Origin of the sequence: Massilia sp. UYP11, assembly GCF_050434805.1 — a bacterium.
In the GTDB taxonomy this organism is placed as follows: Bacteria; Pseudomonadota; Gammaproteobacteria; order Burkholderiales; family Burkholderiaceae_D; genus Telluria.
Genome location: NZ_JBNDJE010000004.1, coordinates 279,957 through 299,631, shown reverse-complemented (window position 1 = coordinate 299,631; position 19,675 = coordinate 279,957). Strand labels below are relative to the sequence as shown.

Below are 19,675 nucleotides of genomic sequence, written 5' to 3'. Positions count from 1 at the left end.
ATGTACAATGACGTTTTTTCACTATTGCCACGCCGACCAAATGGACGCTCTCCGTTTCACCCGCCTGCAAGACCTGATCGATCAACAAGCGCTGCAAGGCAAGCGCGTCTTTATCCGCGCTGACCTGAACGTACCGCAAGATGATGCTGGCAATATCACCGAGGACACCCGTATCCGGGCGTCGGTGCCGGCGATCCAGGCCGCCGTCAAGGCTGGCGCGGCGGTGATGGTCACGTCCCACCTGGGCCGTCCGACCGAAGGCGAGTTCAAGCCGGAAGACAGCCTGGCGCCGGTCGCCGGGCGCCTGTCCGAGCTGCTGGGCCAACCCGTCGAACTGAAGCAGAACTGGGTGGACGGCGTCGACGTCGCTCCCGGTTCGGTCGTGCTGCTGGAAAACTGCCGCGTCAACAAGGGCGAAAAGAAAAACAGCGACGAGCTGGCGCAAAAGATGGCGAAGCTGTGCGACGTGTACGTGAACGATGCCTTCGGCACCGCCCACCGCGCCGAGGCGACCACCCACGGCATCGCCAAGTTCGCGCCGGTCGTGGCCGCCGGTCCGCTGCTGGCCGCCGAACTCGACGCTCTCGGTAAAGCCCTGCATCAGCCGCAGCGTCCGCTGCTGGCCATCGTCGCCGGCTCGAAGGTATCAAGCAAGCTGACCATCCTGCAAAGCCTGGCCGACAAGGTCGACAACCTGGTCGTCGGCGGCGGCATCGCCAATACCTTCATGAAGGCCGTCGGCCTGAACATCGGCAAGTCGCTGGTCGAGAACGACCTGGTCGATGAAGCCAGGGCCATCATCGAGAAAATGTCCCGGCGCGGCGCGCAGGTGCCGATTCCCGTCGACGTCGTGTGCGCGAAAGAGTTCGCACCGACCGCGGCCGCGATCGTCAAGGACGTCGCCGAGGTGCTGGATGACGACATGATCCTCGACATCGGCCCGAAAACCGCCGCCATGCTGGCCGAGCAGGTCGCCAGGGCCGGCACCATCGTCTGGAACGGTCCGGTCGGTGTCTTCGAATTCGACCAGTTCGCCAAGGGCACGGAAACCCTGGCGCTGGCCATCGCCCAGTCGAAGGGCTTCTCGATCGCCGGCGGCGGCGACACCCTGGCCGCGATTGCAAAATACAAGATTGCCGACCAGATCGGCTACATTTCGACCGGCGGCGGCGCCTTCCTCGAATTTTTGGAAGGAAAAACCCTGCCGGCTGTCGACATCCTGCTGCAACGCAGCGCTCACTAGCACTCGTCTGAGACCCTAGCGCAGCCAGTCTGCGCTTTGTTTTTATACAAGGACAATCCATGTACCGTGGCACCAAGATCGTCGCAACCATTGGCCCCGCTTCGACCGACTTCGATATTCTCGTCAAAATGATCCGCGCCGGCGTCGACGTCGTGCGGCTGAACTTCTCGCACGGGAAGGCGCAGGACCATATCGATCGTGCTGCCCTGATACGGCGCGCCGCCCACGAGTGCGGCCGCGAAGTGGCCATCATGGCCGACATGCAGGGTCCGAAGATCCGCGTCGGTAAGTTTGAAGAAGGCAAGATCTTCTTGACCAATGGTGACCGCTACATCCTGGATGCCAAGTGGGGCGATAACGGCGAGCTGGGCAATCAGGAACGCGTCGGCCTGGATTACAAGGCGCTGCCGCGCGACGTCAAGCCGGGCGACAAGCTGCTGCTGAACGACGGCCTGATCGTCCTGATCGTCGACCGCGTCCTGGGCCACGAGATCTATACCACGGTCAAGGTTGGCGGCGAACTGTCGAACAACAAAGGCATCAACCGCCAGGGCGGCGGCCTGACCGCGCCGGCGCTGACCTCGAAGGACATGGAAGACATCAAGACCGCGATGAGCTTCCAGGCCGACTACCTCGCCATCTCGTTCCCGAAGAGCGCGACCGATATGGAAATGGCGCGCCAGCTGGCCAACATCGCCGGCGAGCCGTATGGCCACAAGCCGATGATGATCGCCAAGATCGAGCGCGCCGAAGCGATTCCGCTGCTGCAAGAGATCCTGGACGCGTCGGACGGCATCATGGTCGCCCGCGGCGACCTGGCCGTCGAAGTCGGCAACGCCGCCGTGCCGGCGTTGCAGAAGCGCATGATCCGCATGGCGCGCGATTCGAACAAGCTGGCCATTACCGCGACCCAGATGATGGAGTCGATGATCGTCAACGCCGTGCCGACCCGCGCCGAAGTGTCGGACGTGGCCAACGCCGTGCTGGACGGCACCGACGCCGTCATGACCTCGGCCGAGACCGCATCGGGCAAGTACCCGGTCGAGACCGTCGAGATGATGGCCGCGATCTGCGTCGAAGCCGAGCAGTCCGAATACAACAAGATCGACGTCGACTTCCTCAACAAGCAGTTCACCCGCATCGACCAGACCATTGCCTACGGCACGCTGTTTACCGCCCACCACCTGAGCGTGAAGGCGATCGTGGCGCTGACCGAGTCGGGCTCGACCGCGCTGTGGATGAGCCGTCACAGCATCGACACCCCGATCTTCGCCCTGACCCCGCTGCAGGCGACGCAGCGCAAGGCGTCGCTGTACCGTAACGTGCGAGCATTCCACCTGCTGCAGGAAGGCGGCAGCCACGCGGTGCTGCGAAAGGCTGAGGAACTCTTGATGAAAGAAGGGTTCGTACGCAAGGGCGACCTGATCGTCGTGACCTGGGGCTCGCCGATGGGCGAGGCCGGTGGCACCAATGCGCTCAAGATCGTGCGCGTTGGCGAATATGATTAAAGGGATTTCACGAGTGGCCTGAGGCGCGACGCCGCGCTCGGCATTCGAGATTCCCGAACAACGTTTCTTTATTGTTTTGGAGTACAACCATGGCACTCGTATCATTGCGTCAATTGCTGGACCACGCCGCCGAGAACGGCTACGGTCTGCCCGCATTCAACGTCAACAACCTGGAGCAGGTGCAGGCCATCATGGCCGCCGCCGACGCTGTCAACAGCCCGGTCATCATGCAGGCCTCGGCCGGCGCGCGCAAGTACGCGGGCGAAGCCTTCCTGCGTCACCTGATCGACGCCGCCATCGAAGCCTACCCGCACATCCCGGTCGTCATGCACCAGGACCACGGGCAGTCGCCGGCCGTCTGCATGGCCGCGATCCGCTCGGGCTTTTCCTCGGTGATGATGGACGGTTCGCTCGAGGCCGACGGCAAGACCGTCGCCAGTTATGAGTACAACGTCGAAGTGTCGAGGGAAGTCGTCAAGTTCTCGCACTCGATCGGCGTGACCGTCGAAGCCGAACTGGGCGTGCTGGGCTCGCTGGAAACCATGAAGGGCGACAAGGAAGACGGCCACGGCGCGGACGGCACCATGACCCGCGAACAGCTCCTGACCGACGTCGACCAGGCGGCGGACTTCGTCAAGCGCACTCAATGCGACGCTTTGGCCATCGCAATTGGAACCTCGCACGGCGCGTATAAATTCACGCGCAAGCCGACCGGCGACATCCTGGCGATCGACCGCATCAAGGAAATCCATGCCCGCATCCCGAACACCCACCTGGTGATGCACGGCTCGTCGTCGGTGCCGCAGGAACTGCTGGCCATCATCCGCGAATTCGGCGGCGACATGAAGGAAACCTATGGCGTGCCGGTCGAAGAGATCCAGGAAGGCATCAAGCATGGCGTTCGCAAGATCAATATCGACACCGACATCCGCCTGGCGATGACGGCCGCGATCCGCAAATACATGTTCCAGAACCCGTCGAAGTTCGACCCGCGCGACTACCTCAAGCCGGCGCGCGAAGCGGCGATGGAAGTGTGCAAGGCGCGCTTCCTGGCGTTTGGCTGCGAAGGCCAGGCCGGCAAGATCAAGCCGATCCCGCTGGAGAAGATGGCCGAGCGTTACATGGCCGGCGAACTGGCGCAGATCGTTCAATAATTACGCCTCGAGATGTCGGGACAGTAGGGTTGGCGGCTCTGCCGCCGACGCGTCGATTGTTATCGGGCCCGACGTCGCGCCGGGTGATCTTGCCGTCAACAATCACCGCGTCGGCGGCGTAGCCGCCAACCCTACGATCGCCAGCTGCACAAATTGACGTAAAATATCGCATTGCACAGGCTTGTACGGCCTGACTTTCTCAACCGGCGGCCCTTTGTCGCCGGTTTCCGCTTTCCTGATAGCCCATCTATGAACAGCCTCTACCAATCCTCCATCCAGTCCCTGCCGCTGCTCGGTCACGGCAAGGTGCGCGATAACTACGCCGTCGGCGACGACAAGATCCTGATCGTCACCACCGACCGCCTGTCGGCCTTCGACGTGGTCATGAACGAGCCGATCCCGGGCAAGGGCAAGGTGCTGAACCAGATGAGCGATTTCTGGTTCGAGAAGCTCGGTCACATCGTGCCGAACCACCTGACCGGCGTGGCGCCGGAAAGCGTGGTCGCCGCGAACGAGGTGGACCAGGTGGCAGGCCGCGCCGTCGTGGCCAAGCGCCTCAAGCCGATCATGGTCGAAGCCGTCGTGCGCGGCTATATCATCGGTTCGGGCTGGAAGGACTATCAACAAAGCGGCGCCATCTGCGGCATCCAGCTGCCAGCCGGCCTGCGCCAGGCCGACAAGCTGCCGGAACCGCTGTTCACCCCGGCCGCCAAGGCCGAACTCGGCGAGCACGACGAGAATATCTCGTTCGCCGACATGGAACAGCGCATCGGCGCCGACCTGGCCGCCAAAATGCGCGACGTGAGTATCAAACTCTATAGCGCCGCCGCCGAATATGCTGCCACGAGGGGCATCATCATCGCCGACACCAAGTTCGAATTCGGCCTCGATGACAACGGCGTGATGCACCTGATGGACGAAGTCCTGACTGCCGATTCCTCGCGCTTCTGGCCGGCCGACTCGTACGCGCCGGGCATGTCGCCGCCGTCGTTCGACAAGCAGTTCGTGCGCGACTACCTGGAAACCCTGACCGACTGGGGCAAGACCGCACCGGCCCCGAGCTTGCCGGCGGACGTCATCGAGAAAACCCAGGCCAAGTATTTCGAAGCCATCGAACGCCTGACCGGCGAGAAGCTGAAGGCATAAGCAGATGAGCGAGCAGAACAAGCCGTTGGTCGGCGTCATCATGGGTTCCTCGTCCGACTGGGACGTGATGCAGAATGCCGTGGCCATCCTGAAGCAGTTTGGCGTGCCGTTCGAAGCCCAGGTGATCTCGGCCCACCGCATGCCGGACGAGATGTTCACCTACGCCGAGCAAGCCCGCGCGCGCGGCCTGCGCGCCATCATCGCCGGCGCCGGCGGCGCGGCCCACCTGCCGGGCATGGTGGCCGCCAAGACCATCGTCCCGGTGCTGGGCGTGCCGGTGCCGTCGAAATACCTGCGTGGCGAGGATTCGCTGCTGTCGATCGTGCAGATGCCCAAGGGCGTGCCGGTGGCGACCTTCGCCATCGGCGAAGCCGGCGCCGCCAACGCGGCCCTGACCGCGGTGGCGATCATCGCCGCCGGCGACGACGCATTGGCCGACAAGCTGGAGCAGTTCCGCCGCGACCAGACCGCCGCCGCCCAGGCCATGACTCTTCCTGTGTAAGTTCGATGAATAATCCGTTTCTTCCATCCGCCGATCCGTCGACCTGGCTCGGCGTGATGGGTGGCGGCCAGCTCGGCCGCATGTTCGCCCACGCCGCGCAGGCGATGGGCTACAAGGTCGCCGTGCTCGAGCCGAGCGCCGATTGCCCGGCCGGCCAGGTTGCCGACCGCACCGTCGAAGGCGGCTACACCAACGGCGTCGCCCTGAGCGAGCTGGCGGCGTTGTGCTCGGCCGTCACCACCGAATTCGAGAACGTCCCGGCCGACAGCCTGGCGCTGCTCGCCGCCGACTGCTTTGTCGCGCCATCGAGCCTGTGCGTGCAGATCGCCCAGGACCGCATCCTCGAGAAGAAGTTCTTCGTCGACTGCGCGCCGGCCTCGAACGTGATGCCGGCCCCGCACAAGATCATCGCCTCGCATGCCGACATCGACGCCATCGCGGACGACCTGCTGCCGGGCATCCTCAAGACCGTGCGCATGGGCTACGACGGCAAGGGCCAGGTCCGCGTGCGCTCGCGCGAGGACGTGCGCGTCGCCTTCGACGCCATGGGCGGCGTCGCCTGCCTGCTCGAGAAGATGCTGCCGCTGGCGTATGAAGTTTCTGTGCTCACCGCGCGCGGCCATGACGGCGCCTCGGTCGTGTACCCGATCGCCGAGAACGTGCACCGCGACGGCATCCTGTTCACCACCACCGTGCCGGGACCGAACGTGTCCGCGGCCTGCGCGAAACAGGCCCAGGACGCGGCGCGCGCCATCGTCGCCCAGCTCGGTTACGTGGGCGTGCTGTGCATCGAGTTCTTCGTGCTCGACGACGGCTCCCTGGTCGTCAACGAGATGGCGCCGCGTCCGCACAACAGCGGCCACTACACCATGGATGCCTGCATCACCAGCCAGTTCGCGCAGCAGGTGCGGGCGATGGCGCGCCTGCCGCTGGGCGACGTGCGCCAGCATTCGCCCGCCGTCATGCTCAACATCCTGGGCGACGTCTGGTTCGAGGCGGACGGTGACACTGCCCGTGAACCGGCCTGGGACCAGGTGCTGGCGCTGCCTGGCGCCAACCTGCACCTGTACGGCAAGAACGATCCGCGCCGCGGCCGCAAGATGGGCCACGTGACCTTCGTGGCGCCGACGCTGGCCGAAGCGCAGGACAGCCTGCGCGCCGCCTGCGCCATCCTGGGAATCGAGCCCTAGGATGGACACGCAGCAGTTCGACCCGGCGGCCATCGACGCCGCCGCCCGCGCGCTGGAAGCCGGCCAGCTGGTCGCTTTCCCGACCGAGACCGTGTATGGCCTGGGCGCCGACGCCGAGAACCCGGCGGCGGTGGCCGCCATCTACGCCGCCAAGGGCCGCCCGCAAGACCACCCGGTGATCGTGCACCTGGCGCCCGAAGCGCCGCTCGACTACTGGGCCTGCGACATCCCGCCGCAGGCGCAGGCGCTGGCCGACGCCTTCTGGCCCGGTCCGCTGACCATGATCCTCAAGCGCGCCCCGAACATCCCGGACGCCGTCAGTGGCGGCCAGGATACGGTCGGCCTGCGCTGCCCCGCGCACCCGGTGGCGCTGGCGCTGCTGCGCGCCTTCAAGGGCGGCCGCGGCGGCATCGCCGCGCCGTCGGCCAACAAGTTCGGCCACGTCAGCCCGACCCTGGCCGAGCACGTGCGAGAAGAATTCGAGCGCGAGGCCAGCGTGGCCATGATCCTCGATGGCGGCGCCTCGCAGGTGGGCATCGAATCGACCATCGTCGACCTGTCGCGGTTGGCGTCGCACGGCCCGGTGCTGCTGCGTCCCGGCCAGGTCAGTGCCGAGGCGATCGCCGCCGTGATCGACCAGTTGCCGGCCGCGCCGGACGCTGCGGCGCCGCGCGCCTCGGGCACCCTCGAATCGCATTACGCGCCGCACACGCCGGTGGCGATGCAGCAACGCGAGGTCTTGCTGGAGACGCTGGCCGCGCTGCACGGCGCCGGCCGCAAGGTGGCGCTGATCCACATGGGCGACCTGCCGACCCACCTCGCCGCGACCCACGCCGCCCTGCGCCTGCCGGCCGCGCCCGACGGCTTCGCCCATGCGCTGTACGCCGCGCTGCGCGCGATGGACGGGCAGGGCGCCGATGTGATCCTGGTCGAAGCGCCGCCGCAGGGCGGCGACTGGCTGGGCGTGAACGACCGCCTGCGCCGCGCAGCGCACGGTTCGACAGGCATTGTGCATGGCCTGCTCAATTCCCACGCGAAAGTTTAATGTAGATCAATGAAGCGAATGACGGGGCGCAAACGCCCCGCATTTCGTTCTCATTCGTTACAAATTCGACTCTTTTTGCGTGGAAAACGGTGGTTATAATCCGTTCCCGCCAGCTACCCCATCTGTTCTGATAGGTGGGGTCGTTGAATGCCTACGCGCAATGGAATTTGCTATACAAGCGATTTGAACGCTGGCATAGTGTTCATGATACGAATAGCACGGGCGTTCGTTTCACAATAATTTCTATCCAGGAGACACGATGCGTCATACCAAATTCGCGCTGGCCGTTCTGACGGCTGCGCTCCTGACCGCATGCGGCGGCGGCACCAGCCCTGCCGGCGGCGATCAGACCGCCAAGCTCACGTTCACCAATCTGGTGTCGTTCGGCGACAGCCTGTCGGACGTGGGCACCTACCGTGTCGGCGCCGTCGCGGCGGCCGGCGGCGGCAAGTTCACGATCAACGGCGACAGCAGCGCCCGGAATGTCGACCTGAACGGCAAGATCTGGCTCGACTTCATGGCCGCCCAGCTCAAGCTGCCGGCCCCGTGCGCCGCCCAGACCGGCCTGCAGGGCAATGCCTCGCTCGGCTTCAACGTGCCGATCGTGAACCACCCGAATTGCTTCAACTATGCGCAAGGCGGTTCGCGCGTGGTCAATCCAGTCGGCCCGGGCAACGCCGCCACCGGCTCGCCGATCGGTGAGATGACCACCCCGATGGTGACCCAGATCGCCAATCACCTGGGCAAGACCGGCAACAAGTTCAGCGGCACCGAACTGGTGACCGTGCTGTCGGGCGGTAATGACGTGCTGATGCAGCTGGCCGCCGTGACCAGTGCCGGCACCGCCGCCGGCGCGCAAGCGTTCGCCACCGCCCTGGCCACCCGTCTCGCGGCCGGCGCGACCAATCCGCAAGCCGCGGCGCAAGCCATCGGCGTGGCGATCGCCACCGAGAACGCACGTCCGGGCAAGACCGACCAGAGCGTCGTGACCGCCGCCGTGACCGCTGCCGCGATGCAGCCGGGTAACCAGGCCGTCGCCCAGCCGGCCGTCTACGGTCCGATCGTGGCCGCCGCCCAGGCCGACGGCACCGCCGCCGGCAACGCCGCGGCCGGCGCCTACGCCACCGCCAACGCGCAGACGATGGTCACCGCGCTCGGCACCGCCGGCGCGCAGATGGCGGGCCTGGTCAGGAACGAACTGCTGGCCAAGGGCGCCAAGTACGTCATCGTCGCCAACCTGCCGGACGTCGCCAGCACCCCGACCGCCAGGTCGCGCCCTGTGGCGATTCAGCAACTGGTGACCGCCATGGTCAACGCCTTCAATACCCAGCTGAAAGCAGGCCTCGGCGCCGACGATGCGCGCGTGCTGTACACCGACCTGTACACCGTCAGCAACGACCAGGTGAAGAACCCCGGCCCGTACGGCCTGACCAATACCAGCGCGCCGGCCTGTGCCGACAACGCGCTGGGCATGACCTCGCTGATCTGCACCGCGAACAACACGGTCGCAGGTGATGTGAGCCGCTACATGTTCGCCGACGGGATCAACCCGACCCCGTTCGAGAACGACCTCATCGCCCGCTATGTCTTCAAGGACATGGCCATCAAGGGCTGGCTGTAAGCAGCGGCTGCAGACCCGTCCAGGTGGCGGGTCCTCACACACATATCAGGAGATAGCATGAAAGTTCGTTTCAACAGCATGATCAAGGTGCTGGGTGTGGCTGCCGGGCTGGCATTCGCGTCCGGCGCCTACGCGCAATCGGCCGGCCAGATCACGGCCAAGATCGGTTTCAACCGCTTGATGCCAAAGGTCGAGAGCGGCGACATCAGCGCGCCGGCGCTGCCGGGCACCAAGGCCGACGTCGGCAACGACATGCAGCCGGTGCTGATCTTCACCTACAGCCTGACCGACAATATCTCGCTCGAAGGCGCGCTCGGCACGCCGTACAAGCACAGCATCTACGGCGCCGGCGCGATCCAGGGCGCCGGCAAGCTGGGCGAGGTCGAGGCGCTGCCGCCGACCGCCTTCGTGCAATACCGCTTCGGCGCGCCGACCTCGACCTTCCGTCCGTTCATCGGCTTCGGCCCGACCTATGCCTACTTCATGAAGGAACGCGGTTCGGCCAAGATGACCGCGATCACCAATCCGGGCAGCGACGTGCCGACCACCTTCAAGATCGACAACAAGCTGACCTATAGCGCGCAAGTCGGCGTGGCGATGAACTTCGACGAGCGCTGGTTCGCCGACGCCACCGTCATCAAGACCCGCCTGCGCACCGACGTGCATTTCTCGACCGGCCAGACCCAGTTCATGAAGCTCGATCCGGTGGCGATCGTGCTGGCGGTGGGCTACAAGTTCTAATCGAACCAGCAGCTTGAGCAAGTCGTCCCCGCCCTCGCCGGGCGCCTTGGCAGGGACCCAAGTCCTTCGTGTAGCCACTACGTTTTATGGTGACAATGCGCTGAAAACTTGGGTCCCCGCCAAGGCGCCCGGCAAGGGCGGGGACGACGTTTTTGCGTTAGCGGGAAAGGCTAATGCACCCCGCGCGCATACTGCGCGAAATGCTCGGCGCTGAGCGCGCTCTGGTAGAGAAACCCCTGGTAGAGATGGCAGCCGGCATCGGCCAGGAACTGCCGTTGCCCGGGCGTCTCGACCCCTTCGGCAATCACCTGCAATCCCAGGCTGTCGCCCAGCGCGATGATGGAGCGCACGATCGACGCGTCGTTCTGGTTGGTCAACACGTCGCGCATGAACGAGTGGTCGATCTTGAGCTGGTCGAGCGGCAGCTTGCGCAGGGTGGCCAGCGACGAGTATCCGGTGCCGAAATCGTCCAGCGAAAAGCTCAGGCCGCGCCGCTTGAGCGTGGCCATGGTGTGCGCGGTCTGGGCGAAGTCGGTGATGACCAGGCTTTCGGTCAGCTCGAGTTTCAGGCTCGATGCCTGCACCCCGCTGTGCTCGAATACCTCCTGCAGCGTGGGCACGAAATCGGGCTGGTTGAACTGGCGCGCGCTGACGTTGACCGATAGGGTCAGGCCGGCCATCTCGGGCGCGCGCTGCCAGCGCGCCAGCTCGGCGCAGGCGGTGCGCAACACCCACTTGCCGATCTCGACGATGATCCCGCTTTCCTCGGCGGCGCGGATGAACTCGCCCGGATAGAGCACCCGGCCATCGGGCAGGCGCCAGCGCAGCAGCGCCTCGGCCCCGAACACCCGGCCCGAGTGGTCGAGCTGGGGCTGGTAGTGCAGCATGAACTCGTCGTGCTGCAGCGCGCGCCGCAGGCTGCCTTCGAGCTCGGCGCGCGCCGACCAGGCGGCCTGGGCCTCCGGATCGTGGAAACGGAAGGCGTTGCGGCCCGCGGCCTTGGCCTGGTACATCGCGGCGTCGGCCTCGCGCAAGGTCGATTCCACCGTGTCGTGGACGCCGCACAGCGTGACCACGCCGATGCTGACCGACACCGAGTAACTGAGCTCGCCGAGCTGGAACGGCGCGGCCAGGGCCGCCACGACCTTGGCGGCGACGACTTCGGCCTGGCTCGCGGCCAGCTCGCGCGCGTCCTCCACCGGCTGGATCAGCACCACGAACTCGTCGCCGCCCAGGCGCGCCACCATGTCGGCCTCGCGCACGCAGTGCTCGAGGCGGCGCGCCACCGCCTGCAGCAGCTGGTCGCCGACCGCGTGGCCCTGGCTGTCGTTGAGGAATTTGAAGTTGTCGAGGTCGCAGAACATCAGCGCCCCCCATTTGCGCGTGCGCGTACTGGTGAGCAGCGCCCGGCGCAGGTGGTCGAGCAGGTTGGCGCGATTGGGCAGGTCGGTCAGGTGGTCGAAGAAGGCCAGGTGGAAGATCCTGGCTTCATTGATCTTGCGTTCGCTGATGTCGGTGCCGATCACCAGGATCTTCTGGCTGGCGCCGAGCGTCTGGTCCGGGCCCAGCAAGGTCCAGCTGGTATCGGTGTCGATCGTCGAGCCGTCGCGCCGGATATGGGTCAGTTCGCCCGCCCACTCGCCCGATTCGAGCGTCTGCCGGAAGGCGGCCTCGTAGAGTGGGGGCTGGTCGCACAACAGGTCGCAGAAGCGCTTGCCGAGCGCTTCCCGGGCGCTCCAGCCATACAGGCGTTCGGCGCCATGGTTCCAGTAGCTGATGACGGAATGCATGTCCATCGCAATGATGGCGTCGCGCGCCCGTTGCAGGAACGAGGCTTGCTCCTGCAGCGTGATGTCGGCCTTCTTCAGGCGCGTGAAGTCGGACAGGAAGCCTTCCAGCATGCCGGGCGGGCCGCCCGACTGGTCGAGCGAACCCTGTTCGCAGATCCAGCGGATGTCACCGCTCGCGGTGCGGATCCGGTAGGTCACCTGGTAAGGGCGATCCTGGGCCAGCGCCAGCGCGACCGCACTATCGACCAGGATGCGGTCTTCGGGAAAAATGATGGCGCCGAATGGAAGGCCGGGGCGCGCGGTGAAGGCGGCCGCCGAGTAGCCGGTCAGCTTTTCGATGCCGTCGCTGATGAATGCGATGGTCCAGTCGCGGTCGTTGTGACAGCGATAGACCGCGCCCGGCAAGTTCCTCAGCAGCAGGTCGAATGACAGGGCGCCCGATTGTTCGGGCAGGGAGGGATCGGGCATGGGCTGCGTCGTACTCATCTGCGCATTCATTTGGTCACGCTCAAGAGGTAGAGACCGGCACGATCATCATGCATCGTGCATCGATGGTAGCGTAAATATCCATGCACACAGAGTCGACCTGGGTCGGATCGCGCCAAAGATTGTCGAATGAGAACGCCATACCACGGAATGTGTCATGTTCCGTACTCACTTTCACAGTCGCAACCCAAGGTGCATAAGATGTCGACTGCATTTTCTTTTTAGCAACTTGCATGCTGGACTGCCCGGCCTCCCATCCCGAGCGACTCCCCTGACGTGACCCCGCGCCGACTGTTCGTCCCGCTTGCCGCACTTGCCGCCTGCGCCTTGCTGACCGCCGGCGCCGCGCAGGCTTCCGGCGAGCGCGACGGCTTGCGCGCGCTGCGCATCGGCGCGCCCGATGCGCCGGCCATCGACGGCGTGCTCGACGAAGCGGTCTGGCGCCGCGCGCCGTCGTACGGCGTGACCCAGCTCGAGGCGTGGAACGACCGCCAGGTCCACCGCTCGCTGCTGTATCGCTACCAGTGGCGGGTCGGGCGCACGGTGTCGTTCGGCGTCGTGGACGACAAGCTGCCGCTGGTGGATGAGCGGAGCAGGTCGCTGACCTTCGCGCTGCAATGGGAAGTCTGAACCTCGACCGGTTATCGGACCAGGCAGCCATTCGGCTGCGATCGCCGACGGCGCGCCGCGCGCGCCGGTGATATGCTGGCGACATGACGACCGAATCCGATATCGAACTGTCCGGCGCCTTCCAGGCCAAGGATGGGCAAGGCCGTACCCTCGACGTGAAGAACATCACCATCTTCGACGAGGGCTACGGGATCATCGACGTGTACGTGAAATTCGCGGCCAAGCTCGAGCCCGGCGCTTACAAGGACACGGTCCTGGTGCGCCAGCTCGTCGACCGCCTGCGCGCGGTGGGCTACCAGGGGCCGGACTTCGGCCACAGCGATCCGGGCCTGCAGGAGAGCCGCCTGATCGTGCTCGAAGCGCCCGAGGAATTCGCCGCCTTCGCCAAGAGCCGCGGCTGGAAGAACCTGGCCGAGGACTTCGACGAATAAGGGCACGGCGAAAAACCTGCTGCGCGTTGCATTTTCGGTCTGCGATGCTCGCTGTACTCTAGTACAGCTGCGCTTCTCGACCGAAACTGCTGCCGCTCGCGACGGTTTTTCGAGGTGCCCATAAGCGCCACACGACAAGGGAGTAACGGGCGTCCTTGCCGGAGGAAGCGATGCTGAGCGCAATGCGGGAATGGATGCAGCCGCCTGCCGGCATGGCCTTCGATTTCAGCCAGCCGGCCGGCGAGGCCGCCCTGGCGCCGCACGACGGCATTGCGTGGCAGCTGTTCGCCAACCCGGTTTCCCTGTTCGTGGGCGGGGCGACGGCGGTGCTGCTCGAACTGGCCGAACCGTCGGTGCGCTCCGGCGTGTGGGACCACAGCAGCTTCCAGCGCGATCCGGGCACGCGCCTGCGCCGCACCGGCTTCGCGGCGCTGATGACCGTCTATGGCCCGCGTTCGGCAGCCGAAGAAATGATCGCGCGCGTGGTGCGCATGCATGAGCGGGTCGAGGGCGTCACGCCCGACGGCGTCGCCTACCGCGCCAACGATCCGCGCCTGCTCGACTGGGTGCAGGCGACCGCGTCGTTCGGATTCACCGAGGCCTACCACCGCTACGTCCGGCCGCTGTCCGATGCGGAAAAAAACGCCGCCTTCGCCGAGGCCGGGCCGGCCGCGCGCCTGTATGGCGCGCTGGGCGCCCCGCGCTCGTGGCGGGAGTGGGAAGCGATGCTGGCGAACACCGCGCCCGGCCTGGAAGGCTCGGCCATCCTCGCGGATTTCATGCGGATCATGGGGCAGGCGCAGCTCTTGCCCGATGCGCTGCCGGTGTCGTTGCGCCCCTTGCAGCGACTGCTGGTGCGCGCCGCGGTGCAGATCGTGCCGGAGCCGGTGCGTTCGCTGCCGCAGCTGCGCGGGCGCGGCCTGCGCTTCGGCGAAGCGGCGCTGGTGCGTGCGCTGGCGTATGGTGCGGCGCTGGCGCCGCTGGGCGACACGCCGCAGGTGCAGGCGGCGCGGCGCGTCGCCGGCCATCGCGCGCGCCGGACACCGTCCAAAAATAATTAGATGTCAACTGAAGCTTGCATTTTCGGTTGAAATATTATAATCGATACAACTGTACAATCCTTTCCTTTCATTGCCAGCCATATTTTTGGCAATTTCATGAAAGGAACACCATGATCGGCGCAGTCGAACGAATCGTCACCGGGATTCCCGAGCTGGACGCAGTCCTGCGCGGTGGTCTCATCCACCAGCGCGTGCACCTGATCGAGGGCCGGCCGGGTACTGGAAAGACGACGCTTGGCCTGCGTTTCCTGATCGAAGGCGCCGCGGTGGGCGAGAACTGCCTCTATCTGACGCTCTCCGAGAGCGAAGGCGAGTTGCGCGCGACCGCCGCGAGCCATGGCTGGTCGCTGGACGGAATCGGCATCGAAGAAATGATGCCGCTCTCTTCGAACACCACGTCGTCGCAGACGATCCTGCTGCCGACGAACACCGAACTGTCGGCCCTGGTCAATCTGCTCGCCGACCGGATCGCGGCCAGCGGCGCCCGGCGCGTGGTCATCGACTCCATGGTCGAGGTGCGCCTGCTCGCGCGCGACAGCGCGCACTACCGGCGCCAGATCATCGACCTGCGCCAGCGCCTGGCCATGCTCGACGCCACGGTCATCCTGCTCGACGACCTGACCGGGGACGGGCGCGAGTACGAATTGCAAAGCGCCGTGCATGGCGTGATCACGCTCGAGCAACTGGAGCGCAATTTCGGCGCCGCGCGGCGGCGCCTGCGCGTCGTCAAGCTGCGCGGCGGCGACTTCCAGAGCGGGTGGCACGACTTCGCCATCAAGTCCAGGGAGATCCTGGTCTATCCGAGCCTGATCGCCGAGGAGCATCATCGCGACGACCGCGCCCTCGATATTCTCAGCAACGTCGACAACCTGGACCGGATGATGGGAGGCAGCCTGGCGACCGGCAGTTCCACGATGGTGCTGGGCCCGTCCGGCGTCGGCAAATCCACGGTCGCGCTCCAGTACGCGCTGTCGGCGGTGCAGTCCGGGTGCCACGTCGGCTATTTCACCTTCGACGAATCCGAGACGATCCTGCGTTCCCGGATGCTGGAGCACATGCGGCACGGCAACGACAACGCCAACGACGCCGATCCGGAGCGCCTGTTCCACCTGCGCCGCGTGAATCCGTCGCGCATTTCGCCGGGCGAATTCATCTGGACCGTGCGGCGCGTGGTCGAGGATCGCGGCGCATGCCTGATCATCATCGACTGCATCAACGCGTACCTGGACGTGATTCGCGAGGAAAAGTCGCTGCTGCTGCAGATGAACGAATTGTTTTCTTACTTAAGCAACATGAACGTGACGTCCATCATCGTCGGGGCGCACTCGATGCGGCTGGATACCTCCAAGGAGCCCGACGCGCTCAGCCTCATTACCGACAACATCATCTCGCTGCGCTACTACGAACACGAGAACGTCGTCCACAAGGCGATCTGCGTGCTCAAGAAGCGCCACGGCCGTCACCAGCATGACGTGCGCGCGCTGCACCTGACGGACGACGGCATCGAGATCGGTGAGCGGGTCGGCGTGCCCGGCCTGCAGCCCGGAGCATCCTCTCTTGAGTTCTGACGACGTGGCGGCCATCCCCGTCCAGCCGGCGCCGACGGTGGTCGTGTTCGCTCCGGCGGCAGGGGATGGCGAATCGTTGCGCGCCCTGCTCGAGGAAGAAGGCCTGGACATCGTCCTGTGCGCCGACGCAGTCGCCTTCTATGCCAGCCTGGACCAGCGTGCCTGGTGCGCCATCGTGACCGAGGAAGGCCTGGACGCGTGCTCGCTGGAGGGCCTGGACTCGACCTTGCGGCGCCAACCCGCGTGGTCCGACCTGCCGCTCCTGACGCTGGCCGGACAGACCAGGGCGACCGTCGACAGCAACCGCTTCGTCCGGCTGGCGCGCATGGGCAACGTCACACTGATCGAACGCCCGACCTCGCGCGAAATCCTGCTGATGTCGGTGCGCTCCGCCTTGCGCACGCGCCGCCTGCAGTTCGCCATGCGCGACCACTGGCACGCGCTGGAGCGGCATGCCGGCGAGCTGGAGAATGCAGTGCGGGATCGCACCGACAAGCTGGAGCGCGAAATCGGAGAACGGCGCCGGGTCGAGCACGCGCTGGCGGAAGCGCGGCGGCTGGAGTCGCTGGGACGGCTGACGGGCGGCGTCGCCCATGATTTCAACAACCTCTTGCAGGTGATTTCCGGATCGGAGACGCTGCTGCGCATCCTGTTTCAGAAAGAAGACAATCCCAGGCTGGACCGGGCATTGGACAATATCCGCCGTGCGTCGGGCCACGGCGCGGCGCTGACGCAGCAATTGCTGGCCTATGCGCGCCGCCAGCCCCTCAACAATGTGTCGCTCGACCTGGGGCAGTATCTTCACGTCGCGGGCGACATGCTGGCCGGCGCGGCCGGCTCCGGGGTGCGCCTGGCGATCGACGCCGAGCGCGCGCTGTGGCCGGTCTTCGCCGACCCCGCCCAGCTCGATGCCGCGCTATTGAATATCGTCGGCAATGCGCGCGATGCGATGCCCGAAGGGGGCAGCCTGGCCATGCGGGTCTGGAACGTGGTGTTGCCGGATCCCGCATTGCCGGAAGGCGCACGCCTGGCCGGTGAATTCGTCTGCCTGATGTTGACCGACGATGGAGAGGGCATGTCGGAAAAAACCGCGCGTCACGCCTTTGATCCATTCTTCACCACCAAGCTGGTGGGAAAGGGCGCCGGCCTGGGACTGTCGCAGGTGGACGGCTTCGCCAGCCAGAGCCAGGGACTGGCCTTCATCCGGCGCGAGCGCATGGGCACGACCATCGGCCTGCTGCTGCCGCGGGGCAGGCAAGCGGCGCCGGCCGCGCAAGCCGCGCAAGCGCCGTATGCGCCGAGCACGCTGCAGGGCGTGCATATCCTGTGTGTGGAAGACGATCCGGGCGTGGCCGAGACCATCGCTTCCCTGTTGCAGGCCCTGGAGGCGGAGATCACCGTGGTGGACAGCGCCGATGCCGCGCTGGCGGCCGATCTGGACGGAATCGATCTGGTCTTGTCGGATGTGATGATGCCAGGCAGCATGGACGGCATCGGGCTCGTGCACTGGCTGGCCAGCCGTTATCCGGACCTGCCGGTCGTGCTGACCAGCGGCTACATGGTCGATCCCGGCCGCCTGCAGACGCTCCAGGTCGAGTTCGTTCGCAAGCCCTATGCCGTCGAGACGCTCGTGAATGCGATCGTCGGTGCGCTCGGCAGGGTGCCGGCAGGCATGCCGGCGCCCTGAGGAGCGCGCCCCGGATCAAGGGTCAGAACGCGGCGATGCCGGTCTGGGCGCGGCCCAGGATCAGGGCGTGGATGTCGTGCGTGCCTTCATAGGTGTTGACCACCTCGAGGTTGACCATGTGGCGGATGATGCCGAACTCGTCCGAGATGCCGTTACCGCCCAGCATGTCGCGCGCGACGCGGGCGATGTCCAGCGCCTTGCCGCACGAGTTGCGCTTCATGATCGAGGTGATCTCGACCGCCGCCGTGCCGTCGTCCTTCATGCGGCCCAGGCGCAGGCACCCTTGCAGGCCGAGGGTGATCTCGGTCTGCATGTCGGCCAGCTTTTTCTGCACCAGCTGGTTCGCCGCCAGGGGTTTGCCGAACTGGGTGCGGTCCATGGTGTAGCGGCGCGCGGTGTGCCAGCAGTCTTCGGCCGCGCCCAGCGCGCCCCAGGCGATGCCGTAGCGCGCCGAGTTCAGGCAGGTGAACGGGCCCTTCAGGCCGCGCACTTCCGGGAAGGCGTTTTCTTCCGGGCAGAACACCTCGTCCATGACGATTTCGCCGGTGACCGAGGCGCGCAGGCCGAACTTGCCGTGGATCGCCGGGGCCGACAGGCCTTTCCAGCCTTTCTCGAGCACGAAGCCGCGGATCGCGCCTTCGTCGTCCTTGGCCCACACCACGAACACATCGGCGACCGGCGAGTTGGTGATCCACATCTTGCTGCCGGTGAGGCTGTAACCGCCATCGACCTTGCGCGCGCGGGTGACCATCGAGGCCGGGTCCGAGCCGTGGTTGGGTTCGGTCAGGCCGAAGCAGCCGATCCATTCGCCGGTGGCCAGCTTCGGCAGGTATTTCTGGCGCGTCGCCTCATTGCCGAATTCGTGGATCGGCACCATCACCAGCGAGGATTGCACGCTCATCATCGAGCGGTAGCCGGAGTCGACGCGTTCGACTTCGCGTGCGATCAGGCCGTAGGCGACGTAGTTCAGGCCAGGCCCGCCGTACTGCTCGGGAATGGTCGGGCCCAGCAGGCCCAGCTCGCCCATTTCGCGGAAGATCGAGACGTCCATGGTCTCGTGGCGGAACGCCTCCAGGATGCGCGGCTGCAGCTTGTCCTGGCAATAGGCGGCGGCGGCGTCGCGCACCATGCGCTCATCATCCTGCAGCTGGCTGTTCAGCAGCAGCGGGTCATCCCAGTGGAAAGAAGCTTTCTTGGACGAGTCGGTACGGGTCATCGCAAATCCTGTCTCTAGGTTCTAGTTCGGTAGGTGCCGCGTGCGGCGCGCCTGAACATTATAGAAACGTGCCACAGCCGCATCTTTTGAAACTGCGACAGGCATTTTCATTTTTGAACGACGCACCCCGCCGTGCTGCCGAATTTGCCGCTGTGGAAGATCAAGGCCGGCTGCGGATGGACCTGGCACTCCTCGACCTCGCCGACGAAGATGACGTGGTCGCCTTCGGGATAACGGCTGCGGTTGTGGCATTCGAACCATGCCGATACGCCTTTCAGGATCGGCAGGCCGGTGCGCGACAGCTCGTACGCGACGCCGTCGAACGGGTTCTCGATGCGGCGCGAGAAGCGCAGGGCCAGTTCTTCCTGGCCGGCCGACAGCACGTTGATCACGTAGTGCGAGTTGCCGCTGAAGATGGGCAGGCTGTTGGCGCCGGCGCCCAGGCTCCACAAGACCAGTGGCGGGTCGAGCGAGACCGAGTTGAAGGAGCTGGCGGTCAGGCCGCGGAAGCTGCCGTCGGCCAGGCGCGTGGTAATGACGGTGACGCCCGTCGCAAATTGCGACAGGGCGTGGCGGAAATGTGTTGTATCGAAGCCGCGCGTCGTGGCGCGGGCGGAAAGTGTATTCATGCGATTCCTGAACGTTGGCGCTCATTA

Annotated in this window: 17 protein-coding genes; 14 read left to right on the top strand and 3 right to left on the bottom strand. The window is 65.7% G+C overall.

What is annotated here, in order from left to right; translation table 11 throughout:
- Positions 1–40 precede the first annotated feature (40 nt).
- The 9 genes from ABIB38_RS10155 to ABIB38_RS10115 all read left to right on the top strand — a co-directional run bounded on the left by ABIB38_RS10155 (position 41) and on the right by ABIB38_RS10115 (position 10,150).
- Positions 41–1,243: a phosphoglycerate kinase gene (locus ABIB38_RS10155; RefSeq protein WP_429203636.1), complete on the top strand. Its 1,203-nt coding sequence runs from the start codon at positions 41–43 to the stop codon at positions 1,241–1,243.
- 59 nt (positions 1,244–1,302) lie between these two features.
- On the top strand, positions 1,303–2,751 hold the full coding sequence (pyk, locus tag ABIB38_RS10150; RefSeq protein WP_429203635.1) for a pyruvate kinase: 1,449 nt from the start codon (positions 1,303–1,305) through the stop codon (positions 2,749–2,751).
- 89 nt (positions 2,752–2,840) lie between these two features.
- On the top strand, positions 2,841–3,905 hold the full coding sequence (gene fba, locus ABIB38_RS10145; RefSeq protein WP_429203634.1) for a class II fructose-bisphosphate aldolase: 1,065 nt from the start codon (positions 2,841–2,843) through the stop codon (positions 3,903–3,905).
- A gap of 249 nt (positions 3,906–4,154) precedes the next feature.
- Complete coding sequence (locus ABIB38_RS10140; RefSeq protein WP_429203633.1) at positions 4,155–5,051, top strand: phosphoribosylaminoimidazolesuccinocarboxamide synthase; 897 nt, start codon at positions 4,155–4,157, stop codon at positions 5,049–5,051.
- A 4-nt stretch (positions 5,052–5,055) separates the two neighbouring features.
- Positions 5,056–5,553: a 5-(carboxyamino)imidazole ribonucleotide mutase gene (gene purE / locus ABIB38_RS10135; RefSeq protein ID WP_429203632.1), complete on the top strand. Its 498-nt coding sequence runs from the start codon at positions 5,056–5,058 to the stop codon at positions 5,551–5,553.
- A gap of 5 nt (positions 5,554–5,558) precedes the next feature.
- Positions 5,559–6,743 carry a 5-(carboxyamino)imidazole ribonucleotide synthase gene (locus ABIB38_RS10130; protein WP_429203631.1) on the top strand — a complete coding sequence of 395 codons (1,185 nt, stop codon included), beginning with the start codon at positions 5,559–5,561 and terminating at the stop codon, positions 6,741–6,743.
- A gap of 1 nt (position 6,744) precedes the next feature.
- Complete coding sequence (locus tag ABIB38_RS10125; protein WP_429203630.1) at positions 6,745–7,788, top strand: L-threonylcarbamoyladenylate synthase; 1,044 nt, start codon at positions 6,745–6,747, stop codon at positions 7,786–7,788.
- Positions 7,789–8,047: 259 nt separating this feature from the next.
- Positions 8,048–9,409, top strand: coding sequence for an SGNH/GDSL hydrolase family protein (locus ABIB38_RS10120; protein WP_429203629.1), 1,362 nt, complete (start codon positions 8,048–8,050; stop codon positions 9,407–9,409).
- A 57-nt stretch (positions 9,410–9,466) separates the two neighbouring features.
- Positions 9,467–10,150, top strand: a complete 684-nt coding sequence (locus ABIB38_RS10115) for an OmpW/AlkL family protein (protein ID WP_429203628.1) — start codon at positions 9,467–9,469, stop codon at positions 10,148–10,150.
- Positions 10,151–10,320: 170 nt separating this feature from the next.
- On the opposite strand, the gene ABIB38_RS10110 is transcribed toward ABIB38_RS10115, so the two are convergent.
- Positions 10,321–12,408: a putative bifunctional diguanylate cyclase/phosphodiesterase gene (locus tag ABIB38_RS10110; protein WP_429203627.1), complete on the bottom strand. Its 2,088-nt coding sequence runs from the start codon at positions 12,406–12,408 to the stop codon at positions 10,321–10,323.
- 294 nt (positions 12,409–12,702) lie between these two features.
- Here ABIB38_RS10110 and ABIB38_RS10105 point away from each other — a divergent pair, with 294 nt between their 5' ends.
- The 5 genes from ABIB38_RS10105 to ABIB38_RS10085 all read left to right on the top strand — a co-directional run bounded on the left by ABIB38_RS10105 (position 12,703) and on the right by ABIB38_RS10085 (position 17,803).
- A complete protein-coding gene (locus ABIB38_RS10105) occupies positions 12,703–13,056 on the top strand; it encodes a hypothetical protein (protein ID WP_429203626.1) in 354 nt (117 codons plus the stop codon).
- 83 nt (positions 13,057–13,139) lie between these two features.
- Positions 13,140–13,487 (top strand): hypothetical protein, encoded by a 348-nt coding sequence (locus tag ABIB38_RS10100; RefSeq protein WP_429203625.1) that lies wholly within the window; start codon positions 13,140–13,142, stop codon positions 13,485–13,487.
- A 170-nt stretch (positions 13,488–13,657) separates the two neighbouring features.
- The gene (locus tag ABIB38_RS10095; RefSeq protein WP_429203624.1) at positions 13,658–14,548 is read left to right on the top strand and encodes an oxygenase MpaB family protein; all 891 of its coding nucleotides are present in this window, start codon (positions 13,658–13,660) and stop codon (positions 14,546–14,548) included.
- Between the two features lie 110 nt (positions 14,549–14,658).
- Complete coding sequence (locus tag ABIB38_RS10090; protein ID WP_429203623.1) at positions 14,659–16,116, top strand: ATPase domain-containing protein; 1,458 nt, start codon at positions 14,659–14,661, stop codon at positions 16,114–16,116.
- A complete protein-coding gene (locus ABIB38_RS10085) occupies positions 16,106–17,803 on the top strand; it encodes a response regulator (protein ID WP_429203622.1) in 1,698 nt (565 codons plus the stop codon). The genes ABIB38_RS10090 and ABIB38_RS10085 overlap by 11 nt, the downstream gene beginning before the upstream one ends.
- A gap of 22 nt (positions 17,804–17,825) precedes the next feature.
- Here ABIB38_RS10085 and ABIB38_RS10080 read toward each other — a convergent pair whose 3' ends face one another.
- Both ABIB38_RS10080 and ABIB38_RS10075 read right to left on the bottom strand, forming a co-directional pair.
- A complete protein-coding gene (locus ABIB38_RS10080) occupies positions 17,826–19,019 on the bottom strand; it encodes an acyl-CoA dehydrogenase (RefSeq protein ID WP_429203621.1) in 1,194 nt (397 codons plus the stop codon).
- A gap of 107 nt (positions 19,020–19,126) precedes the next feature.
- Positions 19,127–19,648 carry a flavin reductase family protein gene (locus ABIB38_RS10075; protein ID WP_429203620.1) on the bottom strand — a complete coding sequence of 174 codons (522 nt, stop codon included), beginning with the start codon at positions 19,646–19,648 and terminating at the stop codon, positions 19,127–19,129.
- Positions 19,649–19,675: the final 27 nt, after the last annotated feature.

Coding starts and splice junctions, on each gene's coding strand:
- ABIB38_RS10125 (WP_429203630.1), top strand. CDS start 6,745: ATGGACACGCAGCAGTTCGACCCGGCGGCCATCGACGCCGCCGCCCGC.
- ABIB38_RS10090 (WP_429203623.1), top strand. CDS start 14,659: ATGATCGGCGCAGTCGAACGAATCGTCACCGGGATTCCCGAGCTGGAC.
- pyk (WP_429203635.1), top strand. CDS start 1,303: ATGTACCGTGGCACCAAGATCGTCGCAACCATTGGCCCCGCTTCGACC.
- ABIB38_RS10095 (WP_429203624.1), top strand. CDS start 13,658: ATGCTGAGCGCAATGCGGGAATGGATGCAGCCGCCTGCCGGCATGGCC.
- fba (WP_429203634.1), top strand. CDS start 2,841: ATGGCACTCGTATCATTGCGTCAATTGCTGGACCACGCCGCCGAGAAC.
- ABIB38_RS10110 (WP_429203627.1), bottom strand. CDS start 12,408: ATGCCCGATCCCTCCCTGCCCGAACAATCGGGCGCCCTGTCATTCGAC.
- ABIB38_RS10120 (WP_429203629.1), top strand. CDS start 8,048: ATGCGTCATACCAAATTCGCGCTGGCCGTTCTGACGGCTGCGCTCCTG.
- ABIB38_RS10100 (WP_429203625.1), top strand. CDS start 13,140: ATGACGACCGAATCCGATATCGAACTGTCCGGCGCCTTCCAGGCCAAG.
- purE (WP_429203632.1), top strand. CDS start 5,056: ATGAGCGAGCAGAACAAGCCGTTGGTCGGCGTCATCATGGGTTCCTCG.
- ABIB38_RS10080 (WP_429203621.1), bottom strand. CDS start 19,019: ATGACCCGTACCGACTCGTCCAAGAAAGCTTCTTTCCACTGGGATGAC.
- ABIB38_RS10130 (WP_429203631.1), top strand. CDS start 5,559: ATGAATAATCCGTTTCTTCCATCCGCCGATCCGTCGACCTGGCTCGGC.
- ABIB38_RS10075 (WP_429203620.1), bottom strand. CDS start 19,648: ATGAATACACTTTCCGCCCGCGCCACGACGCGCGGCTTCGATACAACA.
- ABIB38_RS10140 (WP_429203633.1), top strand. CDS start 4,155: ATGAACAGCCTCTACCAATCCTCCATCCAGTCCCTGCCGCTGCTCGGT.
- ABIB38_RS10115 (WP_429203628.1), top strand. CDS start 9,467: ATGAAAGTTCGTTTCAACAGCATGATCAAGGTGCTGGGTGTGGCTGCC.
- ABIB38_RS10155 (WP_429203636.1), top strand. CDS start 41: ATGGACGCTCTCCGTTTCACCCGCCTGCAAGACCTGATCGATCAACAA.